Source organism: Erwinia rhapontici, from assembly GCF_012271765.1.
GTDB classification, from domain to species: Bacteria; Pseudomonadota; Gammaproteobacteria; order Enterobacterales; family Enterobacteriaceae; genus Erwinia; species Erwinia rhapontici.
Genome location: NZ_VRKO01000004.1, coordinates 131,911 through 152,437 on the forward strand (window position 1 = coordinate 131,911; position 20,527 = coordinate 152,437).

The 20,527-nt window shown below is 52.7% G+C and carries 18 protein-coding genes; 13 read left to right on the forward strand and 5 right to left on the reverse strand.

Annotation, left to right across the window (positions count from 1 at the left end; translation table 11 throughout):
• Positions 1-228: 228 nt before the first annotated feature.
• The 4 genes from dnaK (at position 229) to nhaA (ending at position 5,281) form a co-directional block, all read left to right on the forward strand.
• Positions 229-2,142, forward strand: coding sequence for a molecular chaperone DnaK (dnaK, locus tag FVB43_RS02635; RefSeq protein WP_133842356.1), 1,914 nt, complete (start codon positions 229-231; stop codon positions 2,140-2,142).
• A 107-nt stretch (positions 2,143-2,249) separates the two neighbouring features.
• Positions 2,250-3,392 (forward strand): molecular chaperone DnaJ, encoded by a 1,143-nt coding sequence (gene dnaJ, locus FVB43_RS02640; protein WP_133842355.1) that lies wholly within the window; start codon positions 2,250-2,252, stop codon positions 3,390-3,392.
• Positions 3,393-3,593: 201 nt separating this feature from the next.
• Positions 3,594-3,884: a Bor family protein gene (locus FVB43_RS02645; RefSeq protein WP_133842354.1), complete on the forward strand. Its 291-nt coding sequence runs from the start codon at positions 3,594-3,596 to the stop codon at positions 3,882-3,884.
• A gap of 221 nt (positions 3,885-4,105) precedes the next feature.
• A complete protein-coding gene (nhaA, locus tag FVB43_RS02650; protein WP_159336873.1) occupies positions 4,106-5,281 on the forward strand; it encodes a Na+/H+ antiporter NhaA in 1,176 nt (391 codons plus the stop codon).
• Between the two features lie 135 nt (positions 5,282-5,416).
• On the opposite strand, the gene rpsT is transcribed toward nhaA, so the two are convergent.
• A complete protein-coding gene (gene rpsT / locus FVB43_RS02655; protein WP_133842352.1) occupies positions 5,417-5,680 on the reverse strand; it encodes a 30S ribosomal protein S20 in 264 nt (87 codons plus the stop codon).
• 316 nt (positions 5,681-5,996) lie between these two features.
• On the opposite strand from rpsT, the gene ribF reads away from it, so the two are divergent.
• Genes ribF through ispH form a run of 5 tightly spaced genes read left to right on the forward strand, consistent with a single transcriptional unit; the run spans position 5,997 to position 11,702 of the window.
• Positions 5,997-6,935 (forward strand): bifunctional riboflavin kinase/FAD synthetase, encoded by a 939-nt coding sequence (gene ribF / locus FVB43_RS02665; protein ID WP_133842351.1) that lies wholly within the window; start codon positions 5,997-5,999, stop codon positions 6,933-6,935.
• 36 nt (positions 6,936-6,971) lie between these two features.
• Entirely contained in the window at positions 6,972-9,788 is a 2,817-nt protein-coding gene (gene ileS / locus FVB43_RS02670; RefSeq protein WP_167863353.1) for an isoleucine--tRNA ligase, read from the forward strand.
• The gene (lspA, locus tag FVB43_RS02675) at positions 9,788-10,294 is read left to right on the forward strand and encodes a signal peptidase II (RefSeq protein WP_171149331.1); all 507 of its coding nucleotides are present in this window, start codon (positions 9,788-9,790) and stop codon (positions 10,292-10,294) included. Before ileS ends, lspA begins: the two co-directional genes overlap by 1 nt.
• A 3-nt stretch (positions 10,295-10,297) precedes the next feature.
• Positions 10,298-10,768 (forward strand): FKBP-type peptidyl-prolyl cis-trans isomerase, encoded by a 471-nt coding sequence (gene fkpB, locus FVB43_RS02680; RefSeq protein WP_159336875.1) that lies wholly within the window; start codon positions 10,298-10,300, stop codon positions 10,766-10,768.
• Positions 10,749-11,702, forward strand: a complete 954-nt coding sequence (ispH, locus tag FVB43_RS02685) for a 4-hydroxy-3-methylbut-2-enyl diphosphate reductase (protein ID WP_133842347.1) — start codon at positions 10,749-10,751, stop codon at positions 11,700-11,702. The genes fkpB and ispH overlap by 20 nt, the downstream gene beginning before the upstream one ends.
• Positions 11,703-11,781: 79 nt before the next feature.
• Here the strand turns inward: ispH and FVB43_RS02690 are convergent, their stop codons facing one another.
• Together FVB43_RS02690 and FVB43_RS02695 are read right to left on the reverse strand one after the other, a co-directional pair.
• Positions 11,782-12,201, reverse strand: a complete 420-nt coding sequence (locus FVB43_RS02690) for a hypothetical protein (protein ID WP_133842346.1) — start codon at positions 12,199-12,201, stop codon at positions 11,782-11,784.
• A complete protein-coding gene (locus FVB43_RS02695) occupies positions 12,195-12,815 on the reverse strand; it encodes a peptidoglycan recognition protein family protein (RefSeq protein WP_167863354.1) in 621 nt (206 codons plus the stop codon). Before FVB43_RS02695 ends, FVB43_RS02690 begins: the two co-directional genes overlap by 7 nt.
• 269 nt (positions 12,816-13,084) lie before the next feature.
• On the opposite strand from FVB43_RS02695, the gene dapB reads away from it, so the two are divergent.
• From dapB to FVB43_RS02715, 4 genes are all read left to right on the forward strand, one after another.
• Positions 13,085-13,906, forward strand: coding sequence for a 4-hydroxy-tetrahydrodipicolinate reductase (dapB, locus tag FVB43_RS02700; protein WP_133842345.1), 822 nt, complete (start codon positions 13,085-13,087; stop codon positions 13,904-13,906).
• Positions 13,907-14,373: 467 nt separating this feature from the next.
• Complete coding sequence (carA, locus tag FVB43_RS02705; protein ID WP_133842344.1) at positions 14,374-15,510, forward strand: glutamine-hydrolyzing carbamoyl-phosphate synthase small subunit; 1,137 nt, start codon at positions 14,374-14,376, stop codon at positions 15,508-15,510.
• Between the two features lie 18 nt (positions 15,511-15,528).
• Positions 15,529-18,753, forward strand: coding sequence for a carbamoyl-phosphate synthase large subunit (gene carB / locus FVB43_RS02710; protein WP_167863355.1), 3,225 nt, complete (start codon positions 15,529-15,531; stop codon positions 18,751-18,753).
• Between the two features lie 205 nt (positions 18,754-18,958).
• Positions 18,959-19,702, forward strand: coding sequence for an acid phosphatase (locus FVB43_RS02715; RefSeq protein WP_133842342.1), 744 nt, complete (start codon positions 18,959-18,961; stop codon positions 19,700-19,702).
• A gap of 74 nt (positions 19,703-19,776) precedes the next feature.
• On the opposite strand, the gene FVB43_RS02720 is transcribed toward FVB43_RS02715, so the two are convergent.
• Together FVB43_RS02720 and FVB43_RS02725 are read right to left on the reverse strand one after the other, a co-directional pair.
• Positions 19,777-20,094 (reverse strand): helix-turn-helix domain-containing protein, encoded by a 318-nt coding sequence (locus FVB43_RS02720; protein ID WP_159336876.1) that lies wholly within the window; start codon positions 20,092-20,094, stop codon positions 19,777-19,779.
• Positions 20,095-20,098: 4 nt separating this feature from the next.
• Positions 20,099-20,434 carry a type II toxin-antitoxin system RelE/ParE family toxin gene (locus FVB43_RS02725; protein ID WP_133842340.1) on the reverse strand — a complete coding sequence of 112 codons (336 nt, stop codon included), beginning with the start codon at positions 20,432-20,434 and terminating at the stop codon, positions 20,099-20,101.
• Positions 20,435-20,527 lie beyond the last annotated feature (93 nt).

Consider the following 20,527-nt stretch of genomic DNA (forward strand, 5'->3'; position numbering starts at 1 on the left):
ATAGCGTTTTACGGGTCAGCTCAGGCTGGCCCGTTGTCTTTTTAGGGCAAAGTGAAAATTTTTTTCTCTCTCCCCCTTGATGCCGCGTTGCCCGGCCCCATCTTAGTTGGCATCCGAAGCTACGGACCTGGAAAAAAAAGCGTAGGGCGAGCAGTTGAAACTGTAAAAAATGCCCGCATTAATGGTTCATAAGCTGATTTGAATTGAATTTAAGTGGGAGATGTTTAAATGGGTAAGATTATTGGTATTGACCTGGGCACAACGAACTCTTGTGTAGCTATCATGGATGGCGGCAAAGCGCGTGTACTGGAGAATGCAGAAGGCGATCGTACAACACCTTCGATTATTGCTTACACCCAGGATGGTGAAACGCTGGTAGGTCAGCCTGCTAAACGTCAGGCCGTGACTAACCCGCAGAATACTCTGTTTGCGATTAAGCGCCTGATTGGCCGTCGCTTCCAGGATGAAGAAGTGCAGCGTGACCTGAAAATCATGCCATTCAAAATCGTGGGTTCTGAAAACGGTGATGCATGGCTGGACGTGAAAGGCCAGCGCGTGGCTCCGCCACAGATCTCAGCAGAAGTGCTGAAAAAAATGAAGAAAACGGCTGAAGACTATCTGGGTGAACCAGTGACTGAAGCGGTTATCACTGTACCGGCATACTTCAACGATGCACAGCGTCAGGCAACTAAAGATGCCGGTCGTATCGCTGGTCTGGAAGTAAAACGTATCATCAACGAACCAACCGCAGCGGCTCTGGCCTACGGTCTGGATAAAGGTCAGGGTAACCGCACTATCGCGGTATATGACCTGGGTGGTGGTACTTTCGATATCTCTATCATCGAAATCGATGAAGTTGATGGCGAAAAAACCTTCGAAGTTCTGGCAACCAACGGTGATACCCACCTGGGTGGTGAAGACTTCGACAGCCGTATGATCAACTACCTGGTGGCTGAGTTTAAGAAAGATCAGGGCATCGATCTGCACAACGATCCACTGGCGATGCAGCGTCTGAAAGAAGCGGCAGAAAAAGCGAAGATCGAGCTGTCTTCTGCCCAGCAAACTGACGTAAACCTGCCGTACATCACTGCTGATGCGACAGGTCCTAAACACCTGAACATCAAAGTGACCCGTGCGAAGCTGGAATCACTGGTAGAAGATCTGGTTGCTCGTTCTATCGAGCCGTTGAAAGTGGCTCTGCAAGATGCAGGTCTGTCCGTCTCTGAGATCAACGATGTGATCCTCGTTGGTGGCCAGACACGTATGCCAATGGTTCAGGCGAAAGTGACCGAGTTCTTCGGTAAAGAGCCGCGTAAAGACGTGAACCCGGACGAAGCTGTTGCTGTTGGTGCAGCGGTTCAGGGTGGCGTATTGGCGGGTGAAGTAAAAGACGTTCTGCTGCTGGATGTTACCCCGCTGTCGCTGGGTATCGAAACCATGGGCGGTGTGATGACGTCGCTGATCACTAAGAACACCACTATCCCAACCAAGCACAGCCAGGTGTTCTCAACCGCTGAAGACAACCAGTCTGCCGTGACCATCCATGTTGTGCAGGGTGAGCGTAAACGTGCAGCGGATAACAAATCTTTGGGTCAGTTCAACCTGGACGGTATCCAGAGCGCACCACGTGGTATGCCTCAGATCGAAGTGACTTTCGACATCGATGCCGATGGTATCCTGCATGTGTCAGCGAAAGACAAGAACAGCGGTAAAGAGCAGAAAATCACCATCAAGGCCTCTTCCGGTCTGAACGACGAAGAGATCGAAAAAATGGTGCGTGATGCGGAAGCAAATGCTGAATCTGACCGTAAGTTCGAAGAACTGGTTCAGGTACGCAACCAGGGCGATCAGCTGTCACACAGCACACGTAAGCAGCTGGACGAAGCGGGCGACAAACTGCCAGCGGATGACAAAGCGCCTATCGAAGCCGCATTGACCGAACTGAACGCGGCGCTGAAAGGCGAAGATAAAGCGGATATCGAAGCCAAGATCCAGGCTCTGATGGAAGTGTCCAGCAAGCTGATGGAGTTTGCTCAACAGCAGCAGGCCGCTGGCGGCGCAGCAGATGCGACCGATGGTGCGAAGAAAGACGATGATGTTGTCGACGCTGAATTTGAAGAAGTGAAAGACAACAAAAAATAATCGCCCTTGAGCGGGCAAGGTGGCGCGTCATGCGCCATTGATTACCAGCACGGGCGTCGGAGAAATCCTACGCCCGTGCATGCATGTTAAGGGCAGGATCAATAACAATGGCGAAGAGAGACTATTACGAGGTTTTAGGCGTTTCCAAATCAGCGGAAGAGCGTGAAATCAAAAAGGCTTATAAACGCCTGGCAATGAAGTTTCACCCCGATCGTAACCAGGGTGAAGGTGCCGAAGAACAATTTAAAGAGGTCAAAGAAGCCTACGAAATTCTGACCGATGCGCAGAAACGTGCGGCTTACGATCAGTACGGCCATGCAGCCTTTGAACAGGGCGGTATGGGCGGTGGCGGTCATGGCGGCTTCGGCGGCGGTGGCGGTGCTGACTTCAGTGATATCTTTGGCGACGTATTCGGCGATATCTTTGGCGGAGGCCGCCGTCAACAGCGTGCTGCACGCGGCGCAGATTTACGCTACAACATGGAGCTGTCGCTGGAAGAAGCGGTACGCGGCGTGACCAAAGAGATCCGCATTCCAACGCTGGAAGAGTGTGATGTTTGCCACGGTAGTGGCGCGAAAGTCGGTACCAAACCGCAAACCTGTTCAACCTGTCACGGTGCTGGCCAGGTACAGATGCGTCAGGGCTTCTTCACCGTACAGCAAGCTTGTCCGACCTGTCATGGTCGTGGCTCGGTGATTAAAGATCCGTGTAACGCCTGCCGCGGTCATGGCCGGGTTGAGCGTTCGAAAACCCTGTCGGTGAAAATTCCGGCGGGTGTGGATACCGGTGACCGCATTCGTCTGACCGGCGAAGGGGAGGCGGGTGAGCACGGCGCGCCATCAGGCGATTTGTATGTTCAGGTTCAGGTGCGTAAGCACAATATCTTTGAGCGTGAAGAGAACAATCTGTACTGCGAAGTCCCGATCAACTTTGTGATGGCTGCGCTGGGTGGAGAGATTGAAGTACCGACGCTGGACGGCCGCGTGAAGTTGAAAGTCCCTGCGGAAACGCAGACGGGCAAACTGTTCCGTATGCGCGGTAAGGGTGTGAAATCAGTACGTGGTGGTGCGCAGGGTGACCTGTTATGCCGCGTGGTGGTGGAAACGCCAGTCAGCCTGAGTGAGAAGCAGAAATCGCTGTTACGCGAACTGGAAGAGAGCTTCGGCGGCCCATCCGGTGAGAAGAACAGCCCGCGTTCTAAAAGCTTCTTCGATGGCGTGAAGAAGTTCTTTGACGATCTGACCCGTTAATCGCAACGGCTCCCTGGTCATTCAGGGAGCCGAAACATCAATAAATCCCCTGTATTTTTCCACTTTTCAGCTCTTTTATCTCTCTTTCAGGAAAATTTTTGGTGGAATCTCTTTGAAAGTATCAATGTTGTTTCTTAATATTGCATTGAGTATCTGATTGTTATTAGATGTCGCTTCAATTTATCTAATGGAATTGGGTTCATGAAAAAGATTCTGGCAATTGCCGCCTTCGCTGTTCTGCTTTCTGGTTGTGCTCAACAAACTTTCCAACTGAAACATAATCAGGTTGCTGCGCCTAAGCAGGTGACCACTCACCACTTCTTCGTGTCGGGTATCGGTCAGAAAAAAACGCTGGATGCTGCGGCAATTTGTGGCGGTGAGGATAAAGTCGATCGCGTTGAAGTTCAGCAGACTTTCGTCAACGGCCTGCTGGCTGTAGTGACTTTCGGTATTTATACCCCACGTGAAGCACGCGTTTACTGCGCACTGTAAGTTGTTATCAATGTGCCAAGAAAGCCGCTTCGTGCGGCTTTTTTTACGTCCTTAGCCTGCCTGATATTCGCATTTTCCTGCTCCTTATTTTTCATTTCATCTCAATAATTCTTCAATATCGAGGTGTCGGGAGGGCATAAACTGTTTTTTTCCAGCGGTTTAAACACGTATGCTATCGGTCATCTGAAGCTTATTCACTGAGATTAACAGCGGAGTCTGTCATGAACCTCTTTTTCAAAAAACTCTTAAAAAACGATGCCACGGGCGGTGTGGTGCTGATTATCGCCGCTGCCGTCGCTATGTTCCTCGCCAATAATGCCAGTACTCAGCAGGCTTATCAGGCCGTTCTGGCAATGCCGGTGCAGTTCCGTTTCGGTGCCCTGGATATCAATAAAGATCTGCTGTTATGGATCAATGATGCATTAATGGCACTGTTTTTCCTGATGATTGGCCTGGAAGTGAAACGCGAACTGATGATGGGGTCGCTGAAGGGCCGGGAGCGCGCGATGTTCCCGTTGATTGCCGCCTTAGGCGGTATGTTGGCCCCGGGACTGATCTATGCGGCTCTGAATCATAATGACGCGCTGGCGATCCACGGCTGGGCGATACCTGCTGCCACCGATATTGCTTTTGCGCTGGGTATTCTGGCGCTACTGGGTAGCCGCGTGCCACCGGCGTTGAAAATGTTCCTGATGGCATTGGCCGTCATCGATGATTTGGGTGCCATTGTCATTATCGCTTTCTTCTACACCAGCGATCTGTCATTGGTCTCACTGGGGGTTGCTGCAGCGTCTATCGTTGCTCTGGCCCTGTTGAACCTGTGTGGTGTGCGTAAAACCTCAGTCTATCTGCTGGTCGGAATGGTGCTGTGGGTGGCAGTGCTGAAGTCGGGCGTGCATGCCACGTTGGCGGGGGTGATTGTCGGTCTGTTTATTCCGCTGAAAAAACAGGATGGACACTCGCCGTCGATTGAACTGGCGCATGGTCTGCACCCCTGGGTGAGCTGGCTTATCCTGCCGCTGTTTGCCTTTGCCAATGCCGGTGTTTCCCTGACGGGTGTCTCAGTTGAAGGATTGTTCTCGATGGTACCGCTGGGGATTATTCTGGGTCTGCTGGTGGGTAAACCGTTGGGGATCACGCTGATTTGCTGGCTGTCGGTGAAGCTGAAGATTGCCGTGTTGCCGGAAAACACCAAGATGGTGGATATTGCCGCTGTGGGTGTGCTGTGTGGCATCGGCTTTACCATGTCTATCTTTATCGCTTCACTGGCATTTGACGCCGCGCATGAGGAGATGGTCACGCTGGCCAAGCTGGGGATTCTCACCGGATCTGTACTGTCTGCTGTGGTGGGATATAGTCTTCTGCGGGTTAAATTGCCTGCACAATCATCGCATTAATGACGTAGTGATTGATGGAAAGGTAGGGGCGGCCTTTTTCAGGTCGCACCTGCTTGCGGGGTGTACCCTCAAAAAAAAGACATAAAAAAACCGCCGGAGCGGTTTCTTTATCAAAGCTCGATTAACACGCTGACATTAAGCCAGTTTGCTGATCTGTGCAGCCAGATTTGCTTTATGACGTGCAGCTTTGTTTTTGTGGATCAGGCCTTTAGCTGCCTGACGGTCCACAATTGGTTGCATGTCATTAAATGCATTCTGCGCAGCTGCTTTATCGCCAGTAGCGATAGCCGCGTAAACTTTCTTGATGAAAGTACGCAACATTGAGCGACGGCTAGCGTTGTGCTTGCGACGGTTCTCAGATGTTACGGCGCGTTTCTTAGCTGATTTGATATTAGCCAAGGTCCAACTCCCAAATAGTTCTATGAGGACAATTCAAAGGCCGAGGAATATGCCCTTTTCGCCTTCGGTTGTCAATGGATTTGTGCAAATAAGCGCCGGTCAAACAGTGGCACTTGATTACGTTTCGATGGCGCAAGATTCTACCAGCTTCATCCAGGCGAATACAGCTTATTCACAAGAAAAATATCATACCACGCTGGATCAGCACCCTACAGAGCGAAATGGGGAGAAGAAAGCATGAAAGCCCGAATTCGTGGGTTAACCTTCACGGCTGTACAAGGTATAATCCGCCGATTTCCACAAATTTGAGCCAGCCATGAAGTTTATCCGCGGCATACATAACCTTAGAGAGCAGCATCGCGGCTGCGTACTGACTATCGGGAATTTCGATGGCGTACATCGCGGTCATCAGGCGCTGCTGGCGCAACTGTGCAAAGAAGGGCGTCAGCGCAATTTGCCAGTGATGGTCATGCTGTTTGAACCTCAGCCGCTGGAACTGTTTGCGGCGGAAAAAGCCCCTGCGCGGCTGACACGCCTGCGGGAGAAAGTGCGTTACCTCGAACAGGCCGGCGTCGATGCCGTGCTGTGCGTGCGTTTTGATCGCCGTTTTGCGGCCAGGACGGCACAGAGTTTTGTCGCCGATCTTCTGGTTGATAAGCTGGGCGTTGAGTTCCTGGCTGTTGGGGATGATTTCCGCTTTGGCGCTGGTCGCCAGGGCGATTTCCTGTTATTACAGAATGCGGGTGTCGAATATGGCTTTGATGTCATCAGTACCCAGACATTCTGCGATGACGGAAAACGCATCAGCAGCACGGCGATTCGCCAGGCGCTGGCAGAAGATAACCTGTCGATGGCCAATGCCCTGCTGGGGCGTCCTTTCAGCATTTCTGGCCGTGTAGTGCATGGCGATGCGCTGGGCCGCACCATTGGTTTCCCTACGGCTAACCTGCCGCTGCGGCGCACCGTCTCCCCGGTCAAAGGGGTGTATGCCGTGGAGGTTTTGGGGCTGGGTTCACATCCGTTAGCCGGTGTGGCAAATATCGGCACCCGACCTACCGTTGCAGGGCTGCGTCAGCAGCTGGAAGTACATCTGCTGGATGTCTCTATCGACCTTTACGGGCGCCATATTGAAGTGGTACTGCGTGATAAAATACGTAACGAGCAGCGCTTTGCCTCGCTCGACGCACTGAAAGAACAAATTGCAAACGATGTGGTGACTGCCCGAACTTTTTTTGGGCTGAAGACATCGGTTTAAGTTTACATAGAACCGACATACGGAACCGAGAATCTGATGAGTGACTATAAATCTACCCTGAATTTGCCGGAAACGGGGTTCCCGATGCGTGGCGATCTGGCCAAACGCGAACCGGGCATGCTGCAACGTTGGTATGATGACAAGCTGTACGGCATCATTCGCGAAGCCAAGAAAGGGAAAAAAACCTTTATTCTGCATGATGGCCCTCCCTACGCGAACGGCAGCATTCATATTGGTCACTCCGTTAACAAGATTCTGAAAGACATTATCGTTAAGTCGAAAGGCATGGCGGGCTATGATTCGCCGTACGTTCCAGGCTGGGACTGTCACGGTCTGCCTATCGAGCATAAAGTTGAGCAGATGATCGGTAAGCCGGGCGAGAAAGTCAGCGCATCCGAATTCCGTGCTGCCTGCCGTAAATATGCCGCCGAGCAGGTGGAAGGGCAGAAAGCCGACTTTATCCGCCTCGGAGTGCTGGGTGACTGGGATCGTCCGTATCTGACGATGAACTTCCAAACCGAAGCCAACATCATCCGTGCCCTGGGTAAGATCATCGGCAACGGTCACCTGCACAAGGGCGCAAAGCCGGTGCACTGGTGCCTGGACTGCCGCTCTGCGCTGGCTGAAGCGGAAGTGGAGTATTACGACAAAACCTCCCCGTCTATCGATGTGATGTTCAATGCCGTCGATAAAGACGCGGTGCAGGCGAAATTTGGCGCAGGCCACGTTGATGGCCCGATTGCCCTGGTGATCTGGACTACCACGCCGTGGACGATGCCGGCTAACCGCGCCATCTCTCTGCATCCTGAATTTGACTACCAGCTAGTGCAGATTGAGGGCCGTGCCCTGATCCTCGCTAAAGACATGGTCGAGAGTGTGATGAAGCGTGTTGGCATGGCTGCATGGACCGTGCTGGGTGAAGCGAAAGGCGCTGACCTCGAACTGATGGGCTTCCAGCATCCTTTCCTCAGCCACACCTCTCCGGTGGTGCTGGGTGAGCACGTGACGCTGGAAGCCGGTACCGGTGCCGTTCACACTGCGCCTGGCCACGGCCCGGACGACTATGTGATTGGCCAGAAGTACGGTATTGAAGTCGCTAACCCGGTCGGCCCGGACGGCAGCTTCCTGCCAGGCACATACCCGACGCTGGACGGCGTTAACGTATTTAAAGCCAACGATATGATCGTTGAGTTGCTGCGCGAGAAGGGCGCTCTGCTGCATGTTGAGAAACTGCATCACAGCTACCCACACTGCTGGCGTCACAAAACGCCGATCATCTTCCGTGCAACTCCGCAGTGGTTTATCAGCATGGATCAGAAAGGCCTTCGTGCGCAGTCGCTAAAAGAGATCAAAGGCGTGCAGTGGATCCCGGACTGGGGCCAGGCGCGTATTGAGTCGATGGTGGCTAACCGCCCTGACTGGTGTATCTCCCGTCAGCGTACCTGGGGCGTGCCGATGGCGCTGTTCGTCCACAAAGACACTGAGCAGCTGCACCCGGATTCTCTGGAACTGATGGAGAAGGTAGCGAAGCGGGTTGAGCAGGACGGTATCCAGGCATGGTGGGATCTCGATGCCCACGATCTGATGGGTGCTGATGCTGACAACTACGTTAAAGTGCCGGATACCCTGGACGTATGGTTCGATTCAGGATCGACCAGTTACTCGGTGGTTGATGCGCGCCCTGAGTTTGGCGGTAACGAACCTGATTTATATCTGGAAGGTTCGGATCAGCACCGTGGCTGGTTTATGTCCTCGCTGATGATCTCCACTGCGATGAAAGGCAAAGCGCCATACCGCCAGGTACTGACGCACGGCTTCACCGTCGATGGTCAGGGCCGCAAGATGTCCAAATCCTTGGGCAACACCGTCAGCCCACAGGACGTGATGAACAAGTTGGGTGCCGATATCCTGCGTCTGTGGGTGGCATCGACCGATTACTCCGGTGAAATTGCTGTCTCTGACGAAATCCTTAAGCGTTCTGCCGACAGCTATCGTCGCATCCGTAACACCGCGCGTTTCCTGCTGGCGAACCTCGCCGGTTTCAACCCGGAAACCGATCTGGTGAAACCGGAAGAGATGGTCATCGTTGACCGTTGGGCTGTGGGCCGCGCACTGGCCGCACAGAATGATATCGTCGCTTCTTACGAAGCCTACGATTTCCATGAAGTGGTACAGCGTCTGATGCAGTTCTGCTCGGTTGAGATGGGTTCATTCTATCTGGATATCATCAAAGATCGTCAGTACACCGCGAAGTCAGATGGCCTGGCGCGTCGTAGCTGCCAGACCGCGCTGTGGTACATCGTGGAAGCGCTGGTGCGTTGGATGGCACCAATCATGTCCTTTACCGCCGATGAAATCTGGGGCTATCTGCCGGGCAAACGCAGCCAGTACGTGTTTACCGAGGAGTGGTTCGACGGGTTGTTCAGCCTGGAAGACAACCAGCCAATGAATGACAGCTACTGGGCTGAACTGCTGAAAGTACGCGGTGAAGTCAATAAGGTGATCGAGCAGGCGCGTGCTGATAAGCGTATCGGTGGTTCTCTGGAAGCCAGCGTAACGCTGTACGCTGATGCTGACCTGGCAACCAAGCTGACCAGCCTGGGTGAGGAACTGCGCTTTGTGCTGCTGACCTCTGGGGCTAAGGTCGCTGACTATGCACAGGCAACCGACGATGCGCAGCAGAGTGATGTGGTGAAAGGTCTGAAAATTGCTCTGCAGAAAGCAGAAGGTGAGAAATGCCCACGCTGCTGGCATTACACTAGCGATATCGGCCAGAACGCCGAACACGCTGATGTCTGCGGTCGTTGTGTCTCTAACGTCGCGGGCAGCGGCGAACAGCGTAAGTTTGCATGATGAGCAGACCTGTTCTCTCAACCGGATTGCGCTGGCTGTGGCTGGTGCTGGTGGTGATTGTCATTGATTTCGGCAGCAAGCAGTGGATTATGAATAATCTGATGCTGCACGAATCGATGCCAGTGATGCCGTACTTTAACTTCTTTTATGCTCACAACTACGGCGCGGCGTTCAGCTTCCTCGCCGATAAAGGTGGCTGGCAGCGCTGGTTCTTTGCCGGTATTGCCATTGCCATTGTCGTGGTGCTGCTGGTGATGATGTACCGCACCAGCGCGAGCAATAAACTGAATAACATCGCCTATGCGCTGATTGTGGGTGGCGCAGTGGGCAACCTGTTTGACCGGTCATATCATGGCTTTGTGGTGGACTTCATCGATTTCTATGTCGGTGACTGGCACTTTGCCACGTTTAATATTGCCGACTGCGGTATCTGTATTGGTGCCGCGCTGATCGTGCTGGAAGGGTTCCTGAGCCCGAACGGCAAACAGGCTAAGAATAAAGGGTAAGGCATGACCGATTCTGTACAGCGTGACAGCGAAGTGCTGGTGCATTTCACCTTAAAACTGGCGGATGGTTCCACAGCGGAATCCACGCGCAGTCACGGTAAACCGGCGTTGTTTTGCCTCGGCGATGGTAGCCTGTCAGAAGGGCTGGAAAGTCATCTTCTCGGACTAAAAACGGGTGAAGCGTGTGCTTTTTCGCTGGACGCAGACGATGCGTTCGGCGGTATCAGCCCGGACCTGATCCAGTATTTTTCGCGCCGTGACTTTGTGCAGGCAGGAGAACCGGAAATTGGTGCCATCATGCTGTTCAGCGGCATGGATGGTAACGAGATGCCTGGTGTGATCCGTGAAATCTCTGGTGATTCGATCACCGTTGATTTCAATCACCCACTGGCCGGGCAGACCATTCACTTTGACGTAGAAGTGCTGGAGATTGATCCGGTACGGGAGACGAGCAATGCAGATCCTGTTGGCTAACCCGCGCGGTTTCTGCGCAGGCGTTGATCGCGCTATCAGCATTGTGGAGCGTGCGCTGGAGATGTATGGCGCACCTATCTACGTGCGGCATGAAGTGGTGCATAACCGTTATGTGGTCAACAGCCTGCGCGAGCGCGGGGCGATCTTTATTGAAGAGATTGCTGAAGTGCCGGATGGTTCTATCCTGATCTTCTCTGCACATGGCGTGTCTCAGGCCGTTCGTGCTGAAGCCAAAGCGCGCGAGCTGACCATGCTGTTTGATGCCACCTGTCCGCTGGTCACCAAGGTGCATATGGAAGTGGCGCGTGCCAGTCGAAAAGGAACGGAAGCGATCCTGATTGGTCATGCGGGCCACCCGGAAGTGGAAGGGACAATGGGCCAGTACAACAACCCGAAAGGGGGGATGTATCTGGTGGAAGCGCCAGCAGATGTGTGGAAACTTCAGGTTAAAGATGAAGACAATCTGTGCTTTATGACGCAAACCACGCTGTCCGTCGATGACACCTATGAAGTGATCGATGCGCTGCGTGCCCGTTTCCCCAAAATTGTTGGTCCGCGTAAAGACGACATCTGTTACGCCACCACTAACCGGCAGGAAGCGGTGCGTACGCTGGCCCGTGACGCTGATGTAGTGCTGGTGGTCGGTTCGAAAAACTCTTCGAACTCAAACCGTCTGGCAGAGCTTGCACAGCGTGCCGGCAAGCTGGCACGTCTGATCGACTCCGCTGATGATATTCAGGAAGAGTGGGTCAGAGGTGTGGGATGTGTTGGCGTCACCGCAGGTGCTTCGGCACCGGATATCCTGGTGCAACAGGTGATCGAACGGCTGAACTCACTGGGTGGCGTCGATGCCATCGAGCTGATTGGTCGCGAAGAGAACATTGTGTTTGAAGTACCGAAAGAGCTGCGCGTGGAAGTTCGTCAGGTCGAGTAGGGCGCATTTTCTCCTGTCTTGGGCGACCTTTTTTCCGGTCGCCTTATTCCCTTAAGTTGTGCAATTTCAGTTATTTCAATTACTTATCATCATATCCGCCCTCATTCGGATCGTACCATGTGTTGTGTTCATAAAAGAGGTTAACTGAGTTTTCATCGTTCAGAACCAAAGTCGCAATCCCACTTGAATATAACATCCATTTTCCAGGTAGCTGGTCGCCATATTTGATGTCGCCTTGTGCGTAGCAGGATGAGTAGCGGGTATCTATAGCGAAATGATTATCAACCGGATAGGCGTGATTAAAGAAGTTGATCACCTGCTCTGTGGTTGGTGTGAACTTTTTACAGGCCTTAATTTCACTGGGATTGGTGACTGCTTTCAGCGTCTGCCCACTACTGACGATGCTGACGGATGTGACCGGATTGGCGTAGCTGGAGCCGATAAGAAACAATGAGACCAGCAAGATGCCAGTATTTAAGCAAAAGGGTTTGATTACCATTTGGCTGAACTCGCTTCAGTGATATTTTTTCTGGCAATTTCAGGATGCCTGAAGATTTCACTCGTACTAATCTTCAACGTGCTTTTTAATTCTCTGACTAGCCACTCAAGTGATTCTGACTGGTGCTGATTTACGGCCTCAAAAATTCTACCATCAGGATATTCCTTTAAATCCTCTGTCTTGAAAGCCTCTCCAACAATCTCAATACCAATTGCATCCGTGTTTGCCGGAAAGCGGTCGGGCCAGGGTTTTTGCCTCTCCCTGTCTGATATTTCTTTGGTGCGCCAGGCGTTTTCCAGTTGAGTGGCTTTTTTGAGTTCAGCGGGTTCACATTTTTGCGTGATCAGGCAGCGCGATTTCATCCTGCCAACATGGTAAGTCATTTTGAACAGCGAGGCCGTCTGATAAATGGTGCCATCTTTATCAATGATAAAATGGGCCCCGTTGGCATTGGCGTGCTGGTAGCTGTTAAAGGTACTTTGTAACGTTGCGGCCCCGGTCTGATGAACGACAATGCCGTTAACATGGCCCATGTTACCGTGATGAAGGGAGTGAAAAATCTTTTTGGTAATCCTGACCGCATCGATATAGCCATTGGCATCGATATACAGCATGGTTCATCCTTGGTTTGATTAACAATCAGCTTTTGTAGGTTATATAGCCAGTTCTGCTTGAGCAAGGATGCCTGCCAATTTTCGTAGTTTATCCACTCAACGGCCATCCCATTTCCCTTCCCCAATCCTTACAAAATCTGTTTTACTGATAATCCTCACGCGCTGGCGTAAAATTCTTATTATCTGGTTTTAATTGTGGCGCAGACGTTAACCGCTGGTTAATCTGTATGCGGCTTGAATGAATAGAAATCTGTCAGGAATGAATAAATATGAGTAATACAGAAATCCGTATCGCCATTGTGGGAGCCGCAGGGCGTATGGGGCGTCAGCTAATTCAGGCAACGGTTCAGTCTGAAGGTGCGCGTTTGGGCGCCGCGCTGGTGCGTTCAGGTTCGTCGCTGACGGGCGCAGATGCCGGAGAGCTGGCTGGTTGTGGCGCACTGGGCATTAAAGTGACGGATAACCTTGATGCGGTGGTGAATGATTTCGATGTGTTGATCGATTTCACCCGCCCGGAAGGCACGCTGCATTATCTGGAATTTTGTCGTCAGCATAAAAAAGCGATGGTTATTGGTACCACCGGATTCGATGAGGACGGTAAAGCCGCCATCAAAGCCGCTTCTGCTGATATCGGCATCGTGTTTGCCGCCAACTTTAGTGTGGGCGTTAACCTGGTGCTGAAACTGCTGGAGAAAGCCGCCAAAGTGATGGGTGACTACGCGGATATCGAGATCATCGAAGCGCATCACCGTCATAAAGTTGATGCACCATCGGGTACCGCGCTGGCGATGGGGGAAGCGATTGCTGATGCGATGAACTGGAACCTGAATGAGCATGCGGTCTATAGCCGTGAAGGTTACACCGGTGAGCGTGAAGCACAGACCATCGGTTTTGCCACTGTACGTGCCGGAGATATCGTCGGTGAGCATACAGCGATGTTTGCAGATGTTGGCGAGCGGGTAGAGATAACCCACAAGGCTTCAAGCCGTATGACCTTCGCTAATGGCGCAGTTCGTGCAGCAATATGGTTGAAAGCGCATAAAACAGGGCTTCATGATATGCGCAGTGTCCTGAATCTTGATGATTTATAAGTGTTGTGTACCATCGTGATGTGGTTATTTCAATCATAACTTTTTGATTGGATGGGCAATAATTTTATTGCCCTTTTTATTTTGTATAAATAGCCATTTAAGTTATTTTTTTATAGGTTCCACTTATAAGTTGATCTTATCTCTGTTTTTCACCCTCCGTAAGCGCTATTTTTGACCATTTGGTCCACTTTTTTACTCCCCACCCCCTGAAATTATGCACAAGCGCTCAGGCAACCGATTTTATGACCAGGATGTGTCATGCTTTCAGGGTAAATCTTCCGGATTTACGCTCAGTTAGTTAAAAAACGCAGAAAAACATCCTCGCAGGGTAGACAATAGAGAGGGCGATCATTAGAATGCGCCCAATTTGCCAAAAACTGAGCAGTCAGGCAGTTTTTGCATTGATTTTGGGGTCATTCCTGAATTAATATGCATATATTGTGACTGTTTATTCCCTGGAGGATGTTTTGATTAAGTCAGCGCTATTGGTTCTGGAAGACGGAACCCAATTCCACGGTCGGGCCATCGGGGCAACCGGGTCGGCAGTGGGAGAAGTTGTTTTCAACACGTCAATGACCGGTTATCAAGAAATCCTCACTGATCCTTCCTATTCCCGCCAGATCGTCACTCTTACTTATCCCCATATCGGCAATGTCGGCACCAACTCCGCTGACGCAGAATCTTCTCAGGTACATGCATCGGGCCTGGTTATCCGTGATTTACCGCTGATTGCCAGCAACTACCGTAATGAAGAAGGCCTGTCTGATTACCTGACTCGCCACAACATTGTCGCTATTGCCGATATCGATACGCGTAAGCTGACCCGTCTGCTTCGCGAAAAAGGGGCACAGAATGGCTGTATCATCGCGGGCGATGCGCTGGATGCCGCTGTAGCACTGGAAAAAGCCAAAGCGTTCCCGGGCCTGAAAGGCATGGACCTGGCGAAAGAAGTGACCACTAAGGATGCGTATCAGTGGCTGCAGGGGAGCTGGACGCTGGAAGGTGAGCTGCCTGCGCCGAAGACTGATGCAGACCTGCCGTTCCATGTTGTCGCGTATGATTACGGCGTGAAGCGTAACATCTTGCGTATGCTGGTGGATCGCGGCTGCCGTCTGACCGTTGTTCCGGCGCAGACTTCCGCGGAAGACGTGCTGAAGCTGAATCCGGACGGGGTGTTCCTCTCTAACGGTCCTGGCGACCCGGAGCCGTGTGACTACGCGATTACGGCGATCAAACGCCTACTGGAAACCGACATTCCGGTGTTCGGTATCTGCCTCGGCCACCAGTTACTGGCGCTGGCCAGCGGTGCCAAGACCGTGAAGATGAAACTGGGCCACCACGGTGGTAACCACCCGGTGAAAGATCACGATAACAATACCGTGATGATTACCGCCCAGAACCACGGTTTTGCCGTTGACGACAGCCAGCTGCCTTCTAATCTGCGTGTGACCCATACTTCACTGTTTGACCATACGGTACAGGGTATTCACCGCACCGATAAAGCCGCTTTCAGCTTCCAGGGGCACCCGGAAGCCAGCCCAGGCCCGCACGATGCTGCGCCCTTGTTCGATCATTTTATCGAACTGATTAAAAAAGCTATTTAAGGTCGGGAGAGAAAGACAATGCCAAAACGTACAGACATAAAAAGTATCCTGATCCTCGGTGCTGGCCCGATTGTTATCGGCCAGGCCTGCGAATTTGACTACTCGGGTGCGCAGGCGTGTAAAGCGCTGCGTGAAGAGGGTTACCGCGTTATCCTGGTGAACTCCAACCCGGCCACCATCATGACCGACCCGGATATGGCCGATGCGACCTATATCGAACCTATCCACTGGGAAGTGGTGCGCAAAATCATTGAGAAAGAGCGCCCGGATGCCGTGCTGCCAACCATGGGCGGCCAGACTGCGCTGAACTGTGCGCTGGAGCTGGAACGTCAGGGCGTGCTGGCTGAATTTGGTGTCACGATGATCGGCGCCACCGCTGATGCGATCGATAAAGCGGAAGACCGTCGTCGTTTCGACGTTGCGATGAAGAAAATCGGCCTCGATACCGCACGTTCCGGTATCGCACACACGATGGAAGAAGCGCTGGCGGTTGCCGCTGACGTGGGCTTCCCGTGCATTATCCGTCCGTCATTCACCATGGGTGGCACAGGTGGCGGTATCGCTTACAACCGCGAAGAGTTTGAAGAGATTTGCGAGCGCGGCCTCGACCTGTCGCCGACCAATGAGCTGCTGATTGATGAGTCACTGATTGGCTGGAAAGAGTACGAGATGGAAGTGGTGCGTGATAAAAACGACAACTGCATCATCGTCTGTTCGATTGAAAACTTCGATGCCATGGGTATTCACACCGGTGACTCCATCACCGTTGCGCCAGCACAGACGCTAACCGACAAAGAGTACCAGATTATGCGTAACGCCTCGCTGGCGGTACTGCGTGAGATCGGTGTGGAAACCGGCGGTTCAAACGTACAATTCTCGGTAAATCCGGAAAATGGTCGCCTGATTGTCATTGAGATGAACCCGCGCGTATCACGTTCTTCAGCGCTGGCATCCAAAGCGACCGGTTTCCCGATTGCGAAAATCGCCGCCAAGCTGGCCGTCGGTTTTACGCTGGATGAGCTGACCAACGACATCACCGGTGGCCTGACTCCGGCCTCCTTCGAGCCGTCCATCGACTACGTTGTGACGAAGATCCCTCGCTTTAACTTCGAGAAATTTGCCGGTGCCAATGATCGTCTGACCACACAGATGAAATCTGTGGGTGAAGTGATGGCAATTGGTCGCACCTTCCAGGAATCGATGCAGAAAGCCCTGCGCGGTCTGGAAGTGGGCGCCCATGGTTTTGACCCGAAAGTGGGCCTTGACGACCCGGAAGCGCTGACGACCATTCGTCGCGAGTTGAAAGATGCTGGCTGCGACCGCATCTGGTACATCGCTGATGCCTTCCGTGCTGCGATGAGCGTGGAAGATGTCTTCGCGCTCACCAACGTTGACCGCTGGTTCCTGGTGCAGATTGAAGAGCTGGTGAAGCTGGAACAGCAGGTAGCAGACCAGGGCATTAACGGCCTGAACTATGACTTCCTGCGTGCCCTGAAGCGTAAAGGTTTTGCCGATGCACGCCTGGCCGATGTGGCCGGTGTCTCTGAAGCCGAAATCCGTGCGCTGCGTGAGCAGCATAACCTGCACCCGGTCTACAAACGTGTTGATACCTGTGCGGCAGAGTTCTCCACCAATACCGCCTACATGTACTCCACTTATGAAGAGGAGTGCGAAGCGAACCCTAACCAGGACCGTGACAAAATCATGGTGCTGGGCGGTGGTCCAAACCGTATCGGCCAGGGCATTGAGTTCGACTACTGCTGCGTACACGCCTCACTGGCGCTGCGCGAAGACGGGTTCGAAACCATTATGGTCAACTGTAACCCGGAAACCGTCTCTACCGATTACGACACCTCCGACCGTCTGTACTTCGAACCGGTGACCCTGGAAGATGTGCTGGAAATCGTGCGCATCGAGAAGCCTAAGGGTGTGATCGTACAGTACGGTGGCCAGACGCCACTGAAACTGGCGCGTGCGCTGGAAGCCGCAGGCGTGCCGGTTATCGGTACCAGCCCGGATGCCATTGACCGTGCAGAAGATCGTGAGCGTTTCCAGCAGGCAGTTGATCGCCTCGGCCTGAAACAGCCGGCTAACGCCACCGTGACCGCCATTGAAATGGCCGTCGAAAAAGCAGCACTGATTGGCTACCCACTGGTGGTGCGTCCGTCTTACGTGCTGGGCGGCCGTGCGATGGAAATCGTATACGACGAAATCGACCTGAAGCGTTACTTCAACACGGCGGTTTCCGTCTCTAATGATGCGCCGGTTCTGCTGGACCGTTTCCTGGATGACGCCGTCGAAGTTGACGTAGATGCCATCTGTGACGGTGAGCAGGTGCTGATTGGCGGCATTATGGAACACATTGAGCAGGCGGGCGTTCACTCCGGTGACTCAGCCTGTTCACTGCCAGCGTATACGCTGAGCCAGGAAATCCAGGATGTGATGCGCGACCAGGTGAAAAAGTTGGCCTTTGAACTGGGCGTACGCGGTCTGATGAACGTGCAGTTTGCAGTGAAAGACAACGAGGTTTACCTGATTGAGGTGAACCCACGTGCTGCACGTACCGTACCGTTTGTTTCTAAAGCGACCGGGATGCCGCTGGCGAAGGTTGCCGCACGCGTGATGGCGGGCAAAACGCTGGCTGCTCAGGGTGTGACGAAAGAGATCATCCCACCGTATTACTCCGTGAAAGAAGTCGTGCTGCCGTTTAACAAGTTCCAGGGCGTTGACCCTATCCTTGGCCCGGAAATGCGCTCCACCGGGGAAGTGATGGGTGTGGGCCGTACCTTCGCAGAAGCTTTCTGCAAAGCGATGCTGGGCGCACAGAGCAACATGAAGAAGAGCGGTCGTGCGCTGCTGTCAGTGCGCGAAGGCGATAAGAAACGCATCGTTGAGCTGGCTCGTCGCCTGCAGGATTCTGGTTTTGAACTGGATGCTACTGCGGGTACTGCTGAGGTGTTGAAAACTGCCGGGATTGAGGTGCGCCAGGTGAATAAGGTGCATGAAGGTCGTCCGCATATTCAGGATCGGGTGAAAAACGGCGAGTACGCCTATATCGTTAACACCACCGCAGGCCGCCAGGCGATTGAGGATTCCAAACTCATCCGCCGCAGTGCGTTGCAGTACAAGGTGCACTACGACACCACACTGAATGGTGCTTTCGCCACCACCACGTCACTGAATGCCAGCGCCACTGAGCAGGTGATCTCCGTGCAGGAAATGCACGCGCAGATCAACGCTTAACGCCGGTCATCGTGACAGCAACAAACCCCGCCTCGGCGGGGTTTTTTTTGGGGCGCGATTCGGCAAAAGTCGTTTCTGATTATCGGTTTTGTGATCGCACAGGTTGCAGCATTGTCAGGGTTCGTTAGGATGACTGGCGCTGGGTTTTACATTATGTATTGAAAAACAGCCACTTTTTACACCAATGATTATAGGGAAATTAACCATGAAAAGAATTGTTCTGGCGATGCTGGTTGGAGCGGTAATGGCTCAATCTGCGTATGCGGCCAAAGATGTCACCACGCAACCTGACGTTTACTTTCTGAAAGAATCACAGTCCATCGACAGCCTGGCGTTGCTGCCACCCCCTCCGGCGATGGACAGCATCGAGTTTTTGAATGATAAAACCCAGTATGACGTGGGTAAAATGCTGCGTGACACGCCAAGAGGCAAGCAGGCCTGGAAAGATGCTAACGTTGAGGGCGATGGCGTAGCAGAGGCATTCTCCGAGGCTTACGGCATGGAAATTACGCTGGAGAAAACGCCGGAACAGTATCGACTGGTGAAGAAAATGCGCGAAGATGCGGGCGACCTGGCCACACGCAGCGCCAAGCAACACTACATGCGCATCCGTCCTTTTGCTTTCTATCATGAAGCCACCTGCCGTTCCGATGACGAAGGCAAGCTCTCAACCAATGGCTCCTATCCTTCAGGCCACACCACCATTGGCTGGGCCACTGCGCTGGTGCTGGCTGAGATCAATACCGACCGCCAGGGGCAAATTCTGCAACGTGGCTATGAGATGGGCCAGAGCCGGGTGATTTGCGGTTATCACTGGCAGAGTGACGTCACCGCGGCTCGCGTGGTGGCCTCGGCGATTGTGGCACGTCTGCACGCTGAACCGACCTTTGTCAGCCAGCTGCAAAAAGCCAAAGATGAATTCAAGCGTCTGAAAGGCAGCGCGCTTTAAACGAATAGCCCCCCGTAGTGGGCGACCTTTTTTACGGTCGCCCTTTGAGAGATTCTTTTCCGGTTACACTTTTCTTAAGCCAGTTTTGCCAGTATTTCCAGCGTAGTAGACTCATTTTCAATTAAGCGGATCAGCAAAATGGCCTGTTTATTCGGCTTTGCCCGCCCCTGCTCCCAGTTCTGATAGGTGGTTAATCCGGTCTGTAAGTACTGTGCGAAGACCGCCTGAGAAAGCTGTAAGTTTTCACGGATAGTGCGCAATTCCTCCGGGGCAAGTACCACCTCAGCTTTTGCCGCCAGGCGATGCGTCTTCAGCGTTTTCTTGCCCTGGTGATGTTCAGCCAGCGCGGTAAACCCCTCGACCAGTTCATGGTAAAGATCGCGTTTTTCCATAAAATCACCCTCCTTTAGTCAGGTTTGCCAGCAGCGAACGTAAGCTGTCGCGCTGTGCCGGGGAGAGATCGCTTGCCTCTCCTTTGCTGTAAACAGTGAACAGCAGAAAGTGTGCCTGTTCCTGCCACCAGTAATAAATCACCCGTGAACCTCCGCGTTTTCCCTTATGGCGATGGGCATCGCCTACTCTGAGTTTACGCAGCCCTCCGGTGTGCTGGATAACATCACCGCAGGTGGGACAGAGCATTAACAGATTCTGCAAACTGCGAAATGCATCGTCAGAAAAATAATCGACACGGTGACGTGCGAAAGGCGGAAGTTCAATAAAGATAGCATCCACTGCTGTATCTCCTGATGGGCTTAAACTATCCCCAATAATGAGTTAGTTCAAGTGAATTTTGTTTGTTTTTTGAACCTGATGATTTTGCCTCCT